The sequence below is a fragment of the Enterobacter sp. SECR19-1250 genome, from assembly GCF_013391025.1.
Taxonomy (GTDB): Bacteria; Pseudomonadota; Gammaproteobacteria; order Enterobacterales; family Enterobacteriaceae; genus Enterobacter; species Enterobacter cloacae.
The window spans coordinates 50,561-68,792 of sequence record NZ_JACASJ010000015.1 but is presented as its reverse complement, the minus strand read 5'-3'; the positions used below and the strand labels follow the sequence as shown (position 1 = coordinate 68,792).

Genomic DNA, 18,232 nt, shown 5'->3' with positions numbered 1-18,232 from the left:
ACACAACCCGCTACGGGGGAGACTTACCCGAAATCTGATTTATTCAACAAAGCCCGGGAAAGGTAAACGGCCACGGTTTTTAATTATCGGTGCTGACAAATGATAATGCTTGCCATATGATATTGGTTATCATTATCGATTCGAAAGGGCAAACCATGTTGAACCGGGTGTTAGGAAGTGGTTGGGGGGTATTACTGCCGGGAGCCATCCTCGGCGGTCTGATGTTTGCCGATCTCTCCATTGAACTCTGGAAAGCCATCATCGTGTCAGGGTTGCTGATGTCCTCAGCCATGATCTGGCATAAGCAATTACGGCACTTTGTTTTGTTGCCATCATGCGTCGCGCTGGTCAGTGGAATTCTGGTGATACTGATGAGTTTGAAATAACAGGGAATAATATGAAGGACTTCAGAGGGGATGCAAGATAATTGGTGCGAGGGGGGGGACTTGAACCCCCACGTCCGTAAGGACACTAACACCTGAAGCTAGCGCGTCTACCAATTCCGCCACCTTCGCACAGTTATCTTACTTTTTGATATCGCCTCGTTGGTGCGAGGGGGGGGACTTGAACCCCCACGTCCGTAAGAACACTAACACCTGAAGCTAGCGCGTCTACCAATTCCGCCACCTTCGCCCAGTGCGAGCAATATCAACGTGATTTATGGTGCGAGGGGGGGGACTTGAACCCCCACGTCCGTAAGGACACTAACACCTGAAGCTAGCGCGTCTACCAATTCCGCCACCTTCGCATACCATCGATACTGTAAAAGTATCGTAACCACGGAGGCGCATTCTAGATGTTTTGAGCTTTACGTCAATAGAAAAATGCGCGCGTTGTTTTGATTGCTGCAAAAATGGCCGGAGGGGGATGGCCCTTCTCCGGCAAACAATACCCGTGGACTACTTTTTAGCCTGGCGCGTCATCACGGTACGGTAGACCTTAAAACGGCCTGTTTGCGCGATAACTTCATGGAAGCCGAAGGTTTCATCCAGCACTTTTGGGTACGGCAGAAACGCGTTGGCGACGATCCTCAGTTCCCCCCCGCTGTTCAGGTGACGTACAGCGCCACGGATCAGCGTTTGCGCTGCTTCAAGGCTGGTTTCGATGCCATCGTGGAACGGCGGATTTGAAATAATCATGTCGAACCGACCGGTAACGTCCGAGAAGACGTTGCTGGCGAAGACATCCCCTTCGAAGCCGTTTGCGGCAAGCGTCGCACGGCTGGCTTCAACTGCTGGCACGCTGACGTCACAGAGCGTCAGGCGGACTTTTGGTGAGTGGCTTGCCAGCACCGTGGCCAGTACCCCTGCACCGCAGCCTACGTCCAGCACTTTGCCTTTGGTGTGCGGCGTCAGCGTGGAGAGCAGCAGCTTACTGCCCACGTCCAGCCCGTCACGGCTGAAAACGCCCGGCAGGGTTTTAATGGTCAGGCCATCAAGCTGATACGCATCCCAGTATGTCCCGGCATCAAAGGAAGGCTGGTTTTCCAGACGACCATGATACAGGCCGCAGCGACGGGCGCTGTCGACTTTATTGAGCGGGGCGTACGCTTCCAGCATCTGCTCTGCGCTTCGCACGCCGCTGCGGTTCTCACCGACCACGAAAATATCGCACCCGACCGGCAGCAGAGAGAGCAGATTCATCAGCTGGAACTGCGCTTCCGGTTTGTTCTTCGGCCAGTAGTAGATCAGCGTGTCGCAGTCAGCAACATCACTCTGTTCCGCCACCAGGCTAAAGCGTGCGCGCTCGCCCATCTGGCGGCTCAGCACCTGCCAGTGGTGGTAGTATTGGGTATGGGCACGGCTTTCAGCACAGTCGAAACGCGCGGGCAGGTCATCCTGCATATCTCCGGCAAACAGAATACGGCTTTCTTCGAAATCATCACTGTGACGCAGCAAGACTTCACTTGCCGGGGTAAATGCAGACATGAATTGTTCCTCAATAAACTCAGGCGGGGATTATAGTAGGTAGATGGCGCACTTTCGACACATTTGCTATATTTGCGCGCCTGAGAGACAGGAGTTTTCGCTATGACATCCCGACGTGACTGGCAGTTGCAGCAGCTGGGTATCACCCAGTGGGCCTTGCGTCGCCCGACGGCGTTGCAGGGGGAAATCGCCATCGCCATCCCTGCGCATGTGCGTCTGGTGATGGTGGCGGAAGAACTGCCTGCCCTGAATGATGCCCTGATTGGTGATGTCCTTCGCAGCCTGAAGCTGACGGCCAACCAGGTTTTACAGCTGACGCCGGACAGGGTCGCCATGCTTCCTCCTGACAGCCATTGCAACTGCTGGCGAATGGGCGAGACAAACGACATATCCCTTTCCGGGAGCCAGATCAGCTCCCCCGTGCTGGAAGAGCTGAAAGCCAACCCAAAAGCGCGAAGCGCGCTATGGCAACAAATCTGCGAATATGAACACGATTTCTTCCCTCACGACGCCTGATCTGCCTGCGGCGTATGCGATTGAAACACGCGCCCATGCGTTTCCGTGGAGCGAAAAGACACTCGCCAGCAATCAGGGCGAACGGTATCTGAATTACCGCCTGGACGTTGACGGCATCCTGGCCGCATTTGCGATAACCCAGGTCGTTCTGGATGAGGCCACGCTGTTTAATATCGCGGTGGATCCCGCGTTTCAGCGCCGTGGGCTGGGAAGAGAACTGCTTACGCATCTCATTCGTGAGCTCGAAACCCGTGACGTTTTCACCCTGTGGCTGGAGGTGCGCGCGTCAAATGTCGCCGCCATCGCGCTCTATGAAAGCTTAGGCTTTAACGAGGCGACAATTCGCCGTAACTACTACCCGACCGCAGAGGGACGTGAAGACGCCATTATTATGGCTCTGCCGATTGGATAACGAAAAATAAGGTTGTAACGATGAAATGGGACTGGATTTTCTTTGACGCCGACGAAACGCTCTTTACGTTCGATTCGTTCGGTGGTCTACAGCGGATGTTTTTGGACTATAGCGTGACCTTCACCGCTGAAGATTTTCAGGACTATCAGGCGGTGAATAAACCGCTGTGGGTGGATTACCAGAACGGTGCCATCACCGCGTTACAACTGCAGCACCAGCGTTTCGATGTCTGGGCCGAACGGTTAAATGTAAGTCCAGGCGCGTTAAACGAGGCATTCCTCAATGCGATGGCCGATATCTGCGCCCCGCTGCCGGGGGCGGTTTCCCTGCTTGATTCGCTGAAAGGCAAGGTCAAACTGGGGATCATCACCAACGGTTTTACCGCGCTGCAGCAGATTCGCCTTGAGCGCACGGGCCTGCGCGATCATTTCGACGCGCTGGTGATCTCAGAAGAGGTGGGCGTGCCGAAGCCGGATCCGCGTATTTTTGATTATGCACTGGCGCAAGCCGGCAACCCCGATCGCGACCGTGTGCTGATGGTGGGTGATACCGCGGAGTCGGATATTCTGGGCGGCATCAATTCTGGTCTGTCGACCGTCTGGTTGAATGCGCATGGCCGCATGAAGCCAGAAGGTATTGAGCCAACCTGGACCGTAACGTCGTTGAACGAACTGGAGCAGCTCCTGTGTAAACAATGATTGCCTGCCCCCCATTGATGGGTAAAATAGCCGCATTTTTCGTATTCCATGATGCGCGGCCTGCTGTCGCGCTTATATAAGAAGATTTGATTATGACGTTGTCTCCTTATCTGCAAGAGGTGGCCAAACGCCGCACTTTTGCCATTATCTCGCACCCGGATGCCGGTAAAACCACCATCACCGAGAAGGTGCTGCTTTTCGGACAGGCCATCCAGACCGCCGGTACCGTAAAGGGCCGTGGCTCCAGCCAGCACGCAAAATCTGACTGGATGGAGATGGAAAAACAGCGTGGTATTTCGATTACCACCTCCGTGATGCAGTTCCCGTATCACGACTGCCTGGTGAACCTGCTGGACACCCCAGGCCACGAAGACTTCTCCGAAGATACCTACCGTACGCTGACGGCGGTGGACTGCTGCCTGATGGTGATCGACGCCGCAAAAGGTGTAGAAGACCGTACCCGTAAGCTGATGGAAGTGACCCGTCTGCGCGATACGCCAATCCTCACCTTTATGAACAAACTCGACCGTGACATCCGTGATCCGATGGAGCTGATGGATGAAGTGGAAAACGAGCTGAAGATTGCCTGTGCGCCCATCACCTGGCCAATTGGCTGCGGTAAGCTGTTTAAAGGTGTTTACCACCTTTATAAAGACGAAACCTATCTGTATCAGACAGGTAAAGGCCACACCATTCAGGAAGTGCGCATCGTGAAAGGTCTGGATAACCCGGATCTGGACGCCGCGGTGGGTGACGAGCTGGCTGCACAGCTGCGTGACGAGCTGGAGCTGGTGAAAGGCGCATCTCATGAGTTCGATAAAGAGCTGTTCCTGAGCGGCGAAATTACCCCGGTCTTCTTTGGTACCGCTCTGGGTAACTTCGGCGTCGACCATATGCTCGACGGTCTGGTGGAGTGGGCGCCGCAGCCGATGCCACGTAAAACCGACACCCGTGAAGTGGAAGCGAAAGAAGAGAAGTTCACCGGCTTCGTCTTTAAAATTCAGGCCAATATGGACCCGAAACACCGTGACCGCGTGGCTTTTATGCGCGTGGTGTCCGGCAAGTATGAAAAGGGTATGAAGCTGCGTCAGGTGCGTATCGGTAAAGATGTGGTGATCTCCGACGCGCTGACCTTCATGGCGGGCGACCGTTCGCACGTGGAAGAAGCGTATCCGGGTGACATCATCGGTCTGCATAACCATGGCACCATCCAGATCGGTGATACCTTCACGCAGGGCGAAATGATGAAGTTCACCGGGATTCCGAACTTCGCGCCAGAGCTGTTCCGCCGCATTCGCCTGAAAGATCCGCTGAAGCAGAAACAGCTGCTGAAAGGGCTGGTGCAGCTTTCCGAAGAGGGTGCTGTGCAGGTCTTCCGTCCAATCGCGAATAACGATCTGATCGTGGGTGCGGTGGGTGTGCTGCAGTTCGACGTGGTGGTTGCGCGTCTGAAGAGCGAATACAACGTGGAAGCGATTTACGAATCGGTCAACGTGGCGACCGCGCGCTGGGTTGAATGTGCTGACGTGAAGAAATTCGAGGAGTTCAAGCGTAAGAACGAAGTTCAGCTGGCGCTGGATGGCGGTGATAATCTGACCTATATCGCCCCAACCATGGTTAACCTGAATCTGACGCAGGAACGTTATCCTGACGTACAGTTCCGCAAAACGCGCGAACACTAATCCCCTCTCAGAGCACGGCAGCCGCCGTGCTCTTCTTTATTTCCTGTCTTATTAGTCCCTTGCGGAATGTTCTTAATTCATCGCATTTCCGCGCTTTTTGCTCGTTTTTTGCCCGAAACTGAAAGCACCTCTGTGAGAGTGATCTATATTTAACTCAGTGTTTAGCTCCGGGCGTGGATGAATAAACTGTTCAATGCATGACTTTAGGTTCTCCATTTTGCCCGTGTGTCTATTCGCAATATATAAAACTACTAAGGAAGTATGTAGCCCGAATAACGGGCAAAACACAGGAATACATCGATGAATATGACAAGACTGAAGATTTCTAAAACTCTGCTGGCGGTGACATTGGGTAGCGTTCTGGTAAGCGGCTCCGCTCTGGCGGAATCCAGCACCATGGATAAAGCGCAAAACACCGCTAATACCGCAGGGGAAAAAATCGATAGCTCTATGAATAAAGTCGGTAATTTCATGGATGACAGCTCAATCACAGCAAAAGTGAAAGCCGCGCTGGTAGATGATGAAGCTATCAAGAGCACCGATATTTCCGTAAAAACCGAGCAAAAAGTCGTCACCCTGAGCGGCTTTGTTGAAAGCCAGGCCCAGGCCGAACAGGCCGTAAAAGTGGCGAAGGGTGTTGAAGGCGTTGCGTCTGTAAGTGACAAACTGCACGTCCGTGACAGCAAAAACGCGTCGGTGAAAGGCTATGCAGGCGATGCCGCTACGACCAGCGAAATCAAAGCTAAACTGTTAGCTGACGACATCGTGCCATCGCGTAAAGTCAAAGTGGAAACCACCGACGGTGTGGTTCAGCTTTCCGGTACGGTAGATTCTCAGGCGCAAATTGACCGCGCCGAATCCATTGCGAAAGCGATTGATGGTGTGAAAAGCGTTAAAAACGATCTGAAAACGAAGTAAACCTGCACGATTCGCCCGACAGGCCAGCCCTGCGGGCGAAATAAAAATGACTCTGGAAAAACGCCGGTGAGTGACCTGAGCGCTCATATTTAGCGGCCGACATTAACTATGGTAAAGGAGAGGCTTATGTTTCGTTGGGGCATTATATTTCTGGTTATCGCGTTAATTGCCGCCGCTTTGGGCTTTGGCGGACTGGCGGGTACAGCGGCCTGGGCAGCTAAAATTGTCTTCGTTGTCGGTATCATCCTGTTCCTGGTGAGCCTGTTTACGGGACGCAGACGTCCGTAGCAAACGCAATATTCCTTAAACAAAAAAAAGCCAGTCGTGATGACTGGCTTTTTCTTATTTGCGTTGCTGGTCGGGTGCGTTACTGTGGAGAGAGAAAATAATCAAAACAGGAAAGCAGAGGTGGGGCAACGAATTCCCGTTACGCTCGGCAATATTGCGCCGCTGACGTTAAAACCGTTTCGTGCTGGTCAACTTGCGCTGGTTTGCGAGGGGGGCGGGCAGCGCGGCATTTTTACCGCCGGCGTGCTGGATGAATTTATGCGCGCGCAATTCAACCCGTTTGACCTTTACTTCGGCACGTCTGCCGGGGCGCAGAACCTGTCTGCCTATGTCTGTAACCAGCCTGGCTACGCGCGAAAAGTCATTATGCGCTACACCACGGCGAAAGAATTTTTTAACCCGGTGCGCTTCGTGCGCGGCGGCAACCTGATCGATCTCGACTGGCTGCTGGAATCCACCTCCAGCCAGATGCCGCTGGCGATGGATACCGCCGCACGCCTGTTTGATAGCGGCAAAGCGTTCTGGATGTGCGCCAGTCGGGGCGATGATTATTCTCCGGGCTATTTCTCTCCGCAAAAAGAGAACTGGCTGGATATCATCCGTGCCTCCAGCGCCATTCCCGGCTTTTATCGGACCGGCGCGCTGCTGGACGGCATAAGCTATCTCGACGGCGGCATCAGTGACGCGGTGCCGGTGCAGGAAGCGGCCCGGCGGGGGGCGAAAACCATTGTGGTGATCCGCACTGTGCCGTCGCAAATGTACTACACGCCGCAGTGGTTTAAACGGATGGAGCGCTGGTTGGGCGACAGCAGTCTGCAGCCGCTGGTGAATATCGCGAAGCAGCATGAAACCACCTACGGCGCGATGCAACGCTTTATCGAAAAACCGCCGGGTAAGCTGCGTATTTTTGAAATTTATCCGCCGAAACCGCTGGTCAGTATGGCGCTCGGCAGCCGTGTTCCCGCGCTGCGTGCAGATTATAAAACGGGGCGACTGTGCGGACGCTACTTCCTGGCGACGGTTGGAAAAATGCTGGCAGAGCAACCGCCGCTGCATCGGCACAAACACATTATTACGCCGCCTGCGATTGTGGCTAACGATCCGCTGACCGTGCCGCTGGTGGATGTCCCGCAGGCGAATGACGCTTTACTGGATAACGAGGATCTGGCGTGACGCACCGCTTTGTTGATACCCACTGCCACTTTGATTTTCCGCCGTTTACGGGGGACGAGACGCAGAGCATTGAGCGCGCCGCTCAGGCGGGTATCCACGCGATGATTGTGCCCGCGATCGAAGTGGACAGATTCGAGCGCGTGCTTGATCTCGCCCGCCGCCATGATGCGCTGTACGCCGCGCTGGGTCTGCATCCTATTGTGATAGAACACCATCTGGACGAACATCTCGACGTACTGGATGCGGCGCTGCAAACCCGCGAAAACAAACTGGTCGCGATGGGTGAGATCGGCCTCGATCTCTATCGCGATAATCCGCAGTTTGAACGCCAGCAGACGATCCTTGATGCCCAGCTCAGGCTGGCAAAGCGTCACGATCTGCCGGTGATCCTCCACTCACGACGTACGCACGACAAACTGGCGATGCACCTGAAACGCATCGATCTGCCGCGAAAAGGAGTGGTGCACGGTTTCTCCGGTAGCTTGCAGCAGGCGCAGCGTTTTATTGAACTGGGCTATAAGATTGGCGTGGGCGGTACCATTACCTATCCCCGGGCCAGCAAAACACGCGACGTAATGGCACAGTTGCCGCTGTCTGCTCTGTTACTGGAAACGGATGCTCCTGATATGCCATTAAACGGTTTTCAGGGACAGCCGAACCGCCCGGAACAGGCGGCACGCGTGTTTACCACGCTGTGTGAACTGCGTGAGGAGCCGGAAACGGAGATTGCAGATGCGCTGCTGGAAAATACCCGCGCGCTGTTTGGCATCACGCTATAGGTAAAGTGCCGGGCGGATCACCGTGATGTGCTGTTTTTCGAGCGCCAGCGCCAGCGGCTCGATGTCCTCCGGTGTAGCGCTGCGCCATGACGCCGCCTCGCCGTAAACCCCGTGCGCGTGAAACGCGTTAATGCGCACCGGCACATTCCCCAGCCCAAGGATAAATGTTGTCAGGGGCTTAAGATGCTCCAGATAATCGCACTGCTCAGGGATCACCAGTAAACGCAGTTCCGTCAGCCGCTGATGCTGCGCCAGCCAGCGAATGCTTTGCTTAATCTGCGGGTTTTCGCGTCCGGTCAGCACGCGGTGATGTTCGTTTCCCCAGGCCTTGAGATCCACCATCGCGCCATCCAGTACCGGCAGCAGTCTTTGCCAGCCGGTTTCCCCCAGCAGACCGTTACTGTCCACCAGACACGTAAGGTGGCGCAGGGCGGGATCCGTTTTGATCGCCGTGAACAGGGCGATCAAAAACGGCAACTGGGTAGTGGCTTCGCCGCCGCTCACGGTAACCCCTTCAATAAAAGGGGCGGCTTTACGGACCTGCGCGAGGATCTCTTCCACGCTCAGGCGCTGCGCCATTGGCGTTGCCTGCTGCTGGCACAGATGCAGGCAGGTATCGCACTGCTGGCACCGACTCTCCTGCCACCAGACGCGTCCGGCCTGAATGTTTAGTGCATCGTGCGGGCAGTGGGGCACGCAGTCGCCGCAGTCGTTGCAGCGCCCGATGGTCCACGGGTTGTGGCAGGTTTTACAGCGCAGGTTACAGCCTTGCAGGAAGAGGGCCAGGCGGCTGCCCGGCCCGTCCACGCAGGAGAAGGGGATAACCTGACTAACTAAAGCGCATCTGCTGTTCATGGCTAATCACGCGCGGCTGACGATCCAGAATGCGGGTATTGCGTGCGGCTTCTTCGCCAAGCCAGGTGGTATTGGTGCGCGATCCGGCTTCGCGATACTGTGCCAGATCCGACAGCCGCACCATATAGCCGGTCACGCGCACCAGATCGTTACCGGCTACGTTGGCGGTAAATTCCCGCATACCGGCCTTAAACGCCCCCAGGCACAGCTGCACGACCGCCTGCGGATTGCGTTTTACCGTCTCATCCAGCGTCAGAATGTCGCTGATCCCGGCGGAGTAGTGCGGGTGATGCGGCGCCACGGCCAGCAGATGAGTGATGGGATCCGGCTCGTCGCCGTACGGCAGACGCGCACCCGGAGTGGTACCGACATCTGAACTTATTCCCGACTGTGCATGGAGCATCGCACGCTGTTTCCAGCCGTATTTAACCGGCGTGTTTTCCACAAACGCCGCCAGCTGCTCGCTGATGCGATAGCCCAGCGCGTTAGCCTGCTCGCTCTTACCGTAACGGCCGTCGATACCCGCTTTTTCGCAAAGCGTATTCACCGCCTCTGCCATGCCGTACATGCCAAACATCGGTACAAAGCGATCGGCATCAATCAGCCCCTCTTTCACCAGGAAGCTATTCTCAAAGAAGCCGGATTGTTGATAGAGAAACGCGCAGCGGGCATCAATGATGGCCATTTGCTGCTGACAGTAGTGCGGCAACATACGCGTGAAGAAATCGTCGGGTGACGCGCTGTGTTCAGCAATCGTCCGCAGATTGAGGCGGACCAGCGTACTGCCGCCGCCCGCCAGCGGCAGCGAGTTGTAACAGCTCACGATGCCATAGCGGCCTTTTGTGAAAATTTTATCATTCACCGGGCCATGGGAAATATGCGGTTTGCTGCATTCACAGATATTTTTTGCCACCTCAAGCAGGAGATCGTCCGGCGTCACGTCCGGGTCATAAATAAACGTCAGATTCGGTGCAGCCTGCTTCAATTCTGCATCGGCACGCAAAATGGCGCGGGTGATGGGGGTATCTGCCGGACCGATGTTGACGTGCGTAAAGGCGTCCGGCAACGTTCTGTCGAGATAGCGCCAGAAACGTTTTATTCGGCTATCGATCGCTTCTTGTGTTAGAATTCTAACATAGGGTTGCAGTAAGGCATCAAGGTGACCGAGATAGACCGGCATTGATGTTACTGACGGCACATGATGGTAGAGAATGGTTAACAGCGAGAGCGCGTCATCCAGATCTTTCGCCCCCTCCAGCTCCAGCCATTCTGAACCTTTAGCCAGAAACGTGGCGTAATCCGGCAGAACATAACGGGGTTTATAGGGCGCGTGGCCTTCAAACATGTCGCAGATAAACCCCTTGTCCAGCGCGGCACGAGCCGCCTCAGGAAGTGCCGGATAAGGCAGATTGTTTTCCGCTTCCAGCGCCAGAAAATGACGTTTCTGTTCCGGGGTTAATACCGGGCTTGTCACAATGTGCTGGCAACGTTGTTGCAGGGCGTCGGGGCTGGCGTGGGGCATGTTCGCTTCCTTGATTGTTCTGCGGATGATGAACGGATTGTAGGAAGACATCCCGTCAGGGCTTTTGATCTGACGAGGGGAATCGCTGCATTCGTCAGCAGTTCACGCATTAAAGTTTGAAGCAGATCTCATTACAGTAATGCAAATTTGTACGTAGTTTTCATTAACTGTGATGAATGTCGAAGTGTGAATGCGGGTGGATGTTAGAATACTCACAGACCCGCAAGGTAAAATTGATACGGCACCGCCGTTGGAGAATGTTATGACCGATTTAACTGCAAGCAGCCTGCGCGCGTTGAAACTGATGGACCTGACCACCCTGAACGATGACGACACCAATGAAAAAGTCATCGCCCTGTGTCATCAGGCGAAAACGCCAGTGGGCAACACTGCCGCTGTCTGCATCTATCCGCGCTTTATTCCGATTGCCCGCAAAACGCTGAAAGAGCAGGGTACCCCGGACGTGCGCATTGCAACCGTAACTAACTTCCCGCAAGGCAACGACGATATCGAGATCGCGCTGGCGGAAACCCGCGCGGCGATTGCCTACGGCGCAGACGAAGTTGACGTGGTATTCCCGTACCGTGCGCTCATTGCGGGCAACGAGCAGGTGGGCTTTGACCTGGTGAAAGCCTGTAAAGACGCCTGCGCGGCGGCAAACGTGCTGCTGAAAGTGATCATCGAAACTGGCGAACTGAAAGAAGAAGCGCTGATTCGTAAAGCGTCCGAAATCTCCATCAAAGCCGGTGCGGATTTCATTAAAACCTCTACCGGTAAAGTGCCGGTGAATGCGACCCCGGAAAGCGCGCGCATCATGATGGAAGTGATCCGCGATATGGGCGTGTCCAAAACCGTGGGCTTTAAACCGGCGGGCGGCGTGCGTACTGCGGAAGACGCGCAGCAGTTCCTGGCGATTGCCGACGAGCTGTTCGGCGAAGAGTGGGCGGACTCACGTCACTACCGCTTCGGCGCGTCCAGCCTGCTGGCAAGCCTGCTGAAAGCGCTGGGTCATGGCGACGGCAAGAGCGCCAGCAGCTACTAAGTTTGAATTGCCGGGTGGCGCTACGCTTACCCGGCCTACAGGATCGTGGTCGGGTATATCGTACCCGCCATCATTCACCCGATTCCTCATGGGGGTTACCGTGTTTCTCGCACAAGAAATTATTCGTAAAAAACGTGATGGTCATGCATTAAGCGACGAAGAGATCCGCTTCTTTATCAACGGCATTCGAGATAACACCATCTCAGAAGGGCAGATTGCAGCCCTGGCGATGACCATCTTCTTCCACGATATGTCGATGCCTGAGCGTGTCTCGTTGACCATGGCGATGCGAGATTCAGGAACCGTACTGGACTGGAAGAGCCTCAACCTCAACGGCCCGATTGTCGACAAACACTCCACCGGCGGCGTAGGCGATGTAACGTCTCTGATGCTCGGCCCCATGGTGGCGGCCTGCGGCGGTTATATCCCGATGATCTCCGGGCGCGGCCTGGGACACACCGGCGGTACGCTCGACAAACTGGAAGCCATTCCGGGCTTCGATATCTTCCCGGATGACAACCGCTTCCGCGAAATTATTAAAGACGTTGGCGTGGCGATCATCGGCCAGACCAGCTCGCTTGCCCCGGCAGACAAGCGCTTCTACGCAACCCGCGATATCACCGCAACCGTTGACTCCATCCCGCTGATCACCGCCTCTATTCTGGCGAAGAAACTGGCAGAAGGGCTGGACGCGCTGGTAATGGACGTAAAAGTGGGTAGCGGCGCGTTTATGCCAACCTATGAACTCTCTGCTCAGCTTGCTGAAGCGATCGTTGGCGTCGCCAACGGCGCAGGCGTGCGCACCACCGCACTGCTGACGGACATGAATCAGGTGCTGGCCTCCAGCGCCGGTAACGCCGTCGAAGTGCGCGAAGCCGTTCAGTTCCTGACAGGCGAATACCGCAACCCACGACTGTTCGACGTGACCATGGCGCTGTGCGTCGAGATGCTGATTTCAGGCAAACTGGCGAAAGACGACGCTGAAGCGCGCGCGAAACTGCAGGCGGTGCTGGATAACGGCAAAGCGGCAGAGATCTTTGGCCGCATGGTGGCGGCGCAAAAAGGCCCGACCGACTTCGTGGAAAACTACGCGAAATACCTGCCGACTGCGACGCTCAGCAAAGCCGTTTATGCCGATGGCGAAGGTTTCGTCTCTGCTATGGACACCCGTGCACTGGGTATGGCGGTGGTCTCGATGGGCGGCGGCCGTCGTCAGGCATCGGACACCATTGATTACAGCGTTGGCTTTACCGATATGGCCCGTCTGGGCGACAGCGTTGACGGAGAACGTCCGCTGGCGGTGATCCACGCCAAAGACGAAGCCAGCTGGCAGGAGGCGGCGAAGGCAGTGAAAGCGGCTATTACGCTTGCGGATAAAGCACCAGAAAGCTCGCCTTCGGTCTATCGTCGTATCACCGAATAGCGGTATACTGATCTGATCAATCATTTTTAGCACTACGTACGGAGAACAATTATGAAACGTGCATTTATTATGGTGCTGGACTCATTCGGCATCGGCGCAACCGAAGATGCAGAACGTTTTGGTGACGTGGGTTCCGATACCATGGGTCACATCGCGGAAGCCTGTGCGAAAGGCGAAGCGGACAACGGTCGTAAAGGCCCTCTGACTCTGCCCAATCTGACCCGCCTCGGTCTGGTGAAAGCGCATGAAGGTTCTACCGGTAAAATCGCTGCCGGTATGGACGGCAACGCGGAAGTGGTGGGCGCTTACGCCTGGGCGCATGAGCTCTCTTCCGGTAAAGACACCCCGTCTGGACACTGGGAAATCGCCGGTGTGCCGGTTCTGTTTGACTGGGGCTATTTCTCCGATCACGAGCACAGCTTCCCGCAGGAACTGCTTGATAAGCTGGTGAAACGCGCCAACCTGCCGGGCTACCTCGGTAACTGCCACTCTTCCGGTACCGTGATTCTGGATCAGCTCGGCGAAGAGCACATGAAAACCGGTAAGCCGATTTTCTACACCTCTGCTGACTCCGTATTCCAGATTGCCTGCCACGAAGAGACGTTTGGCCTGGATAAACTGTACGAGCTGTGCGAAATCGCCCGTGAAGAGCTGACCGAAGGCGGCTACAACATTGGTCGTGTTATCGCGCGTCCGTTTATCGGCGACAAAGCGGGTAACTTCCAGCGTACCGGTAACCGTCACGACCTGGCCGTTGAGCCACCGGCACCTACCGTGCTGCAGAAACTGGTTGATGAGAAAGGCGGTCACGTGGTTTCCGTGGGTAAAATCTCCGATATCTACGCCAACTGCGGTATCACCAAAAAGGTGAAAGCCACTGGCCTGGATGCGCTGTTTGACGCGACCGTCAAAGAGATGAAAGAAGCAGGTGATAACACCATCGTCTTCACCAACTTCGTCGACTTCGACTCCTCCTGGGGCCACCGTCGCGACGTGGCGGGTTATGCGGCCGGCCTGGAGCTGTTCGACCGTCGTCTGCCAGAGCTGATGGAGCTGGTGGGTGAAGATGACATTCTGATCCTGACCGCTGACCACGGCTGTGACCCAACCTGGACCGGTACTGACCACACTCGTGAGCACATTCCGGTGCTGGTGTATGGCCCGAAAGTGAAACCGGGCTCGCTGGGGCACCGTGAAACCTTCGCGGACATCGGCCAGACGATTGCGAAATATTTTGGCACGTCTGACATGGAATATGGCAAGGCGATGTTCTGAGTTATGTTGGGTGCGGCCTGATGCCCTCACCCCAACCCTCTCCCACGGGGAGAGGGCGAATTTACAATGAAAAGGAACTGAAGATGGCAACTCCTCACATTAACGCAGAAATGGGTGATTTCGCTGACGTCGTATTGATGCCGGGCGACCCGCTGCGCGCGAAACACATTGCAGAAACTTTCCTGGAAGACGTGCGTGAAGTGAACAACGTTCGCGGCATGCTGGGCTTCACCGGAACGTACAAAGGCCGCAAAATCTCCGTGATGGGCCACGGTATGGGTATTCCATCCTGCTCCATCTACACCAAAGAGCTGATCACCGACTTCGGCGTGAAGAAAATCATCCGTGTTGGCTCCTGCGGCGCGGTGCGCATGGACGTTAAACTGCGTGACGTGGTGATTGGTATGGGTGCCTGCACCGATTCCAAAGTCAACCGTATGCGTTTCAAAGATCACGACTTCGCGGCGATTGCTGATTTCGGCATGGTGCGTAACGCGGTTGACGCGGCTAAAGCGCTGGGCGTTGATGCTCGCGTGGGTAACCTGTTCTCTGCGGATCTGTTCTATGCGCCGGACGGCGGCGAGATGTTCGACGTGATGGAAAAATACGGCATCCTGGGCGTGGAAATGGAAGCGGCGGGCATCTACGGCGTCGCGGCTGAGTTCGGTGCGAAAGCACTGACCATCTGCACCGTCTCTGACCACATCCGTACCCACGAGCAGACCACGGCTGCTGAGCGTCAGACCACCTTCAACGACATGATCAAAATCGCGCTGGAATCCGTTCTGCTGGGCGATAAAGAGTAATTCTGTCTCTTCCGGCCCTCTCCCTGTGGGAGAGGGTTGGAGTGAGAGCACCAGGCCGCACCTAGCGCACGGCCCGTGCAATCCACGTTGACAACTCCCTCAGCTCATTTTCCTGCCCCGCGAAATCCCCGATCAACGCATCGCATTCCTGCTGCAGCATATCCGCCCGATACAAACAGCCCTGCAAACGAGCCGCCAGCGCCTCTAACGGCGCCGGGTTAAGGCTGTCCGTAAATACCTGCGTGCGGGTGATATGACCTTTCTCTACGTCAAAGTGCAGCTCCACGCCGCCCCAGGTAAAGCGTTCGTCCAGCAGATGCGAAAAGGCAGGCGCCTGGCCAAAGTTCCACTCCCAGCTGCTCTGACGGGCAAAGGTTTCGGCGAAATTGGGCAGATCCGGGGTTTTATCCGGGGAGATCACCTCTGCCTCTACGCGCTCACCGTAATGGGCAAAGAAGGCTTCCTGGATCGCCTCGCAGATTTGCGCGTGAGTGATGTCCGGCAGAAGCTCAACCAGGTTGGCCACGCGCCCCCGCACGGAAGTGATCCCTTTGGCCTGCAGTTTTTTCTTGTCGGGATTCAGGTAGTTCGCCAGACGGCTGAGATCGGCGTTAAGAAGAAGGGTGCCGTGGTGGAAGCCGCGATCCAGTGTTTCGCGATAGGCTGAGCCTGACACTTTGCGATCTCCATCGGGCGTTTTGACCACCAGATCGTTACGCCCGGAGGCTTCTGCCGTCACGCCGAGCGAATTGAGCGCGTTGAGGACAATGGACGTTGAGATGGTCTTGTCGTATTCCGGTTTACCCGCCATAAAGGTAAAGCAGGTATTGCCCAGATCGTGGAATACCGCACCACCGCCGCTGCTGCGGCGCGCCAGACGGACGTTGTCCTCTTCCATACGCCGGGTGTTACACTCTTTCCACGGATTCTGCGCGCGGCCAATGACCACCGTGTCGGCATTGCGCCAGAGAAACAGCACGCGTTGGGTGGCGGGCATCTGGCGGAAGATGCACTCTTCCACCGCAAGATTAAACCACGGATCGTAAGAGTCAGAGAGCAGCAGGCGTAACGTCGTCATGGCAGAGTTCCTTTTCCGAATCATCAGCCTACTTTATCACTAATCTTTCTTTTCGCTCTCTTCGTCTTCAGGAACAGATTTGCTGGCGGTCAGCAGGAAGGGCGACTGCTGCCAGCGGGTGCGCTTGCCCTGCAGCAAGGTGCGGGCCAGTACCACGCCAATGGCGAGGGAGAGCAGGAGCATCAGACGGAGTATATTGGTGGTGTTATCCACCTGTTTGGCTTCCGTGGGCAGGGTATGGGTGTCGAGCGTCAGGCGCAGATACCCCAGCGGACCATTTTTGCCCTGAATAGGTTCGACGATCTGCTGGTTAAAGTAGCCCCCGGCTTTTTTACCGTCCAGCGCCAGCCTGTCGCGTACGTCGACATGCTCGCCCGCGCGGGCAATCAGATCGCCTTTTTCATCGTAGACACCGGCATCCAGGATACGGCTGTTCTCGGTTAACTGACGCAAAACCTGGCTGATGCGTTTGTCATCCGGCGTTTCGGTACGCATAGCGGGCGCGACGTTAAGCGTAACCTGACGCGCCAGCGTGCGGGCCAGCTCCTCAAACTGCGGATTCCGTTGCCGTTGATGATTCTGGCTAAACCACGACGCCCCTTGCATCAGCACCACTAACAGGGCGAGACAGAAAAGGACGAGCACGGCGCGATGAAGCCGGAATTTCAGTTTTGCGCGAGCCATATTCCACCTGCTGAAAATTTACGGCTTAATGTTGCCAGAAGTGATGGTTACAGGGTAGCCTCATGCGTTATTTTCCCTCTGGAACCTTCCGGCGCGAACGAAATTACAGGAGCTTCAATGCCGAACATTACCTGGTGCGACCTGCCAACGGATGTCTCTTTATGGCCAGGATTGCCGCTCTCTTTAAGTGGCGATGAGGTGATGCCTCTGGATTACCACGCTGGCCGTAGCGGCTGGCTGCTGTACGGACGCGGCCTGGATAAGCAACGCCTTACCCAATATCAAACTAAACTGGGTGCGGCGATGGTGATTGTCGCCGCCTGGTGTGTGGAAGATTATCAGGTCATTCGCCTGGCCGGTTCCCTGACGCAGCGCGCGACGCGTCTGGCGCACGATGCCGGGCTGGACGTTGCCCCGCTGGGTAAAATCCCGCATCTGAAAACGCCGGGTCTGCTGGTGATGGATATGGACTCTACCGCCATCCAGATTGAGTGTATCGATGAGATTGCCAAACTGGCGGGCAGCGGCGAGCTGGTGGCGGAAGTGACCGAGCGCGCGATGCGCGGCGAGCTGGATTTTACTGCCAGCCTGAGACAGCGCGTGGCGACCCTCAAAGGGGCCGATGCCAATATCCTGCGTCAGGTGCGCGATGAACTGCCGCTGATGCCCGGGCTGACGCAACTGGTGCTGAAGCTCCAGTCGCTGGGCTGGAAAGTGGCGATCGCTTCCGGTGGCTTTACCTTCTTCGCGGATTACCTGCGGGACAAACTGCATCTGACCACCGTGGTCGCCAACGAGCTGGAGATCATGGACGGTAAGCTGACCGGGCAGGTGCTCGGCGATATCGTGGATGCGCAGTATAAAGCCAATACGCTGAGCCGACTGGCCGAGAAATATGAAATTCCGGTTGCCCAGACCGTTGCCATTGGCGATGGCGCAAACGATCTGCCGATGATCAAAGTTGCCGGTCTTGGCATTGCCTACCATGCCAAGCCAAAAGTGAATGAAAAGACGGAAGTGACTATCCGTCACGCTGACCTGATGGGGGTGTTCTGCATCCTCTCCGGCAGCCTGAATCAGAAATAACGGTATGCGATTGTAGGCCGGGTAAGCGTTAGCGTCACCCGGCGTGCAGGCCGCACTGAAATAACGA

General features: G+C 55.9%; 19 protein-coding genes and 3 tRNA genes. 14 read left to right on the top strand and 8 right to left on the bottom strand.

Annotated features, from left to right (window positions below; translation table 11 throughout):
• Positions 1-116: 116 nt before the first annotated feature.
• Positions 117-386 (top strand): DUF1435 domain-containing protein, encoded by a 270-nt coding sequence (locus tag HX884_RS06405; RefSeq protein ID WP_013095478.1) that lies wholly within the window; start codon positions 117-119, stop codon positions 384-386.
• Between the two features lie 42 nt (positions 387-428).
• On the opposite strand, the gene HX884_RS06400 is transcribed toward HX884_RS06405, so the two are convergent.
• From HX884_RS06400 to rsmC, 4 genes are all read right to left on the bottom strand, one after another.
• A tRNA-Leu gene (locus HX884_RS06400) sits at positions 429-515 on the bottom strand.
• A 31-nt stretch (positions 516-546) separates the two neighbouring features.
• Positions 547-633: transfer RNA gene (locus tag HX884_RS06395), tRNA-Leu, on the bottom strand.
• Positions 634-661: 28 nt separating this feature from the next.
• A tRNA-Leu gene (locus HX884_RS06390) sits at positions 662-748 on the bottom strand.
• Positions 749-899: 151 nt separating this feature from the next.
• Complete coding sequence (gene rsmC / locus HX884_RS06385) at positions 900-1,928, bottom strand: 16S rRNA (guanine(1207)-N(2))-methyltransferase RsmC (protein WP_178327867.1); 1,029 nt, start codon at positions 1,926-1,928, stop codon at positions 900-902.
• 102 nt (positions 1,929-2,030) lie between these two features.
• Here rsmC and HX884_RS06380 point away from each other — a divergent pair, with 102 nt between their 5' ends.
• The 8 genes from HX884_RS06380 to HX884_RS06345 all read left to right on the top strand — a co-directional run bounded on the left by HX884_RS06380 (position 2,031) and on the right by HX884_RS06345 (position 8,394).
• Complete coding sequence (locus tag HX884_RS06380) at positions 2,031-2,444, top strand: DNA polymerase III subunit psi (RefSeq protein WP_057071044.1); 414 nt, start codon at positions 2,031-2,033, stop codon at positions 2,442-2,444.
• Positions 2,413-2,856 (top strand): ribosomal protein S18-alanine N-acetyltransferase, encoded by a 444-nt coding sequence (rimI, locus tag HX884_RS06375; RefSeq protein ID WP_178327866.1) that lies wholly within the window; start codon positions 2,413-2,415, stop codon positions 2,854-2,856. Before HX884_RS06380 ends, rimI begins: the two co-directional genes overlap by 32 nt.
• A 20-nt stretch (positions 2,857-2,876) precedes the next feature.
• On the top strand, positions 2,877-3,554 hold the full coding sequence (gene yjjG, locus HX884_RS06370; protein WP_013095482.1) for a pyrimidine 5'-nucleotidase: 678 nt from the start codon (positions 2,877-2,879) through the stop codon (positions 3,552-3,554).
• Positions 3,555-3,646: 92 nt separating this feature from the next.
• Positions 3,647-5,236: a peptide chain release factor 3 gene (prfC, locus tag HX884_RS06365; protein ID WP_023621922.1), complete on the top strand. Its 1,590-nt coding sequence runs from the start codon at positions 3,647-3,649 to the stop codon at positions 5,234-5,236.
• A 300-nt stretch (positions 5,237-5,536) separates the two neighbouring features.
• Entirely contained in the window at positions 5,537-6,154 is a 618-nt protein-coding gene (gene osmY / locus HX884_RS06360) for a molecular chaperone OsmY (RefSeq protein WP_013095484.1), read from the top strand.
• Between the two features lie 126 nt (positions 6,155-6,280).
• Positions 6,281-6,442: a DUF1328 domain-containing protein gene (locus HX884_RS06355; RefSeq protein ID WP_003856556.1), complete on the top strand. Its 162-nt coding sequence runs from the start codon at positions 6,281-6,283 to the stop codon at positions 6,440-6,442.
• Positions 6,443-6,562: 120 nt separating this feature from the next.
• On the top strand, positions 6,563-7,615 hold the full coding sequence (locus tag HX884_RS06350) for a patatin family protein (protein ID WP_013095485.1): 1,053 nt from the start codon (positions 6,563-6,565) through the stop codon (positions 7,613-7,615).
• Entirely contained in the window at positions 7,612-8,394 is a 783-nt protein-coding gene (locus HX884_RS06345; protein ID WP_023621924.1) for a TatD family hydrolase, read from the top strand. Before HX884_RS06350 ends, HX884_RS06345 begins: the two co-directional genes overlap by 4 nt.
• On the opposite strand, the gene HX884_RS06340 is transcribed toward HX884_RS06345, so the two are convergent.
• Complete coding sequence (locus HX884_RS06340; protein ID WP_029882665.1) at positions 8,389-9,249, bottom strand: YjjW family glycine radical enzyme activase; 861 nt, start codon at positions 9,247-9,249, stop codon at positions 8,389-8,391. The genes HX884_RS06345 and HX884_RS06340 overlap by 6 nt on opposite strands.
• Complete coding sequence (locus HX884_RS06335; RefSeq protein ID WP_061771823.1) at positions 9,224-10,771, bottom strand: YjjI family glycine radical enzyme; 1,548 nt, start codon at positions 10,769-10,771, stop codon at positions 9,224-9,226. The genes HX884_RS06340 and HX884_RS06335 overlap by 26 nt, the downstream gene beginning before the upstream one ends.
• Before the next feature lie 262 nt (positions 10,772-11,033).
• Here HX884_RS06335 and deoC point away from each other — a divergent pair, with 262 nt between their 5' ends.
• The 4 genes from deoC (at position 11,034) to deoD (ending at position 15,317) form a co-directional block, all read left to right on the top strand.
• Positions 11,034-11,813: a deoxyribose-phosphate aldolase gene (gene deoC, locus HX884_RS06330; protein ID WP_178327865.1), complete on the top strand. Its 780-nt coding sequence runs from the start codon at positions 11,034-11,036 to the stop codon at positions 11,811-11,813.
• Positions 11,814-11,913: 100 nt separating this feature from the next.
• Positions 11,914-13,236: a thymidine phosphorylase gene (gene deoA / locus HX884_RS06325; protein WP_095908429.1), complete on the top strand. Its 1,323-nt coding sequence runs from the start codon at positions 11,914-11,916 to the stop codon at positions 13,234-13,236.
• A 51-nt stretch (positions 13,237-13,287) separates the two neighbouring features.
• Positions 13,288-14,511, top strand: a complete 1,224-nt coding sequence (deoB, locus tag HX884_RS06320; RefSeq protein ID WP_178327864.1) for a phosphopentomutase — start codon at positions 13,288-13,290, stop codon at positions 14,509-14,511.
• A gap of 83 nt (positions 14,512-14,594) precedes the next feature.
• Positions 14,595-15,317 carry a purine-nucleoside phosphorylase gene (gene deoD / locus HX884_RS06315; RefSeq protein WP_013095492.1) on the top strand — a complete coding sequence of 241 codons (723 nt, stop codon included), beginning with the start codon at positions 14,595-14,597 and terminating at the stop codon, positions 15,315-15,317.
• A 61-nt stretch (positions 15,318-15,378) separates the two neighbouring features.
• Here deoD and lplA read toward each other — a convergent pair whose 3' ends face one another.
• Together lplA and HX884_RS06305 are read right to left on the bottom strand one after the other, a co-directional pair.
• On the bottom strand, positions 15,379-16,395 hold the full coding sequence (lplA, locus tag HX884_RS06310) for a lipoate--protein ligase LplA (RefSeq protein ID WP_178327863.1): 1,017 nt from the start codon (positions 16,393-16,395) through the stop codon (positions 15,379-15,381).
• Positions 16,396-16,434: 39 nt separating this feature from the next.
• Positions 16,435-17,079 (bottom strand): YtjB family periplasmic protein, encoded by a 645-nt coding sequence (locus HX884_RS06305; RefSeq protein ID WP_178327862.1) that lies wholly within the window; start codon positions 17,077-17,079, stop codon positions 16,435-16,437.
• A gap of 117 nt (positions 17,080-17,196) precedes the next feature.
• Between HX884_RS06305 and serB the strand changes: the two genes are divergently transcribed.
• Positions 17,197-18,165, top strand: a complete 969-nt coding sequence (serB, locus tag HX884_RS06300; protein ID WP_178327861.1) for a phosphoserine phosphatase — start codon at positions 17,197-17,199, stop codon at positions 18,163-18,165.
• Positions 18,166-18,232: the final 67 nt, after the last annotated feature.

Coding starts and splice junctions, on each gene's coding strand:
- osmY (WP_013095484.1), top strand. CDS start 5,537: ATGAATATGACAAGACTGAAGATTTCTAAAACTCTGCTGGCGGTGACA.
- rsmC (WP_178327867.1), bottom strand. CDS start 1,928: ATGTCTGCATTTACCCCGGCAAGTGAAGTCTTGCTGCGTCACAGTGAT.
- HX884_RS06355 (WP_003856556.1), top strand. CDS start 6,281: ATGTTTCGTTGGGGCATTATATTTCTGGTTATCGCGTTAATTGCCGCC.
- HX884_RS06305 (WP_178327862.1), bottom strand. CDS start 17,079: ATGGCTCGCGCAAAACTGAAATTCCGGCTTCATCGCGCCGTGCTCGTC.
- deoC (WP_178327865.1), top strand. CDS start 11,034: ATGACCGATTTAACTGCAAGCAGCCTGCGCGCGTTGAAACTGATGGAC.
- HX884_RS06405 (WP_013095478.1), top strand. CDS start 117: ATGATATTGGTTATCATTATCGATTCGAAAGGGCAAACCATGTTGAAC.
- deoD (WP_013095492.1), top strand. CDS start 14,595: ATGGCAACTCCTCACATTAACGCAGAAATGGGTGATTTCGCTGACGTC.
- deoB (WP_178327864.1), top strand. CDS start 13,288: ATGAAACGTGCATTTATTATGGTGCTGGACTCATTCGGCATCGGCGCA.
- HX884_RS06380 (WP_057071044.1), top strand. CDS start 2,031: ATGACATCCCGACGTGACTGGCAGTTGCAGCAGCTGGGTATCACCCAG.
- HX884_RS06340 (WP_029882665.1), bottom strand. CDS start 9,249: ATGAACAGCAGATGCGCTTTAGTTAGTCAGGTTATCCCCTTCTCCTGC.
- rimI (WP_178327866.1), top strand. CDS start 2,413: ATGAACACGATTTCTTCCCTCACGACGCCTGATCTGCCTGCGGCGTAT.
- yjjG (WP_013095482.1), top strand. CDS start 2,877: ATGAAATGGGACTGGATTTTCTTTGACGCCGACGAAACGCTCTTTACG.
- serB (WP_178327861.1), top strand. CDS start 17,197: ATGCCGAACATTACCTGGTGCGACCTGCCAACGGATGTCTCTTTATGG.
- HX884_RS06335 (WP_061771823.1), bottom strand. CDS start 10,771: ATGCCCCACGCCAGCCCCGACGCCCTGCAACAACGTTGCCAGCACATT.
- lplA (WP_178327863.1), bottom strand. CDS start 16,395: ATGACGACGTTACGCCTGCTGCTCTCTGACTCTTACGATCCGTGGTTT.
- prfC (WP_023621922.1), top strand. CDS start 3,647: ATGACGTTGTCTCCTTATCTGCAAGAGGTGGCCAAACGCCGCACTTTT.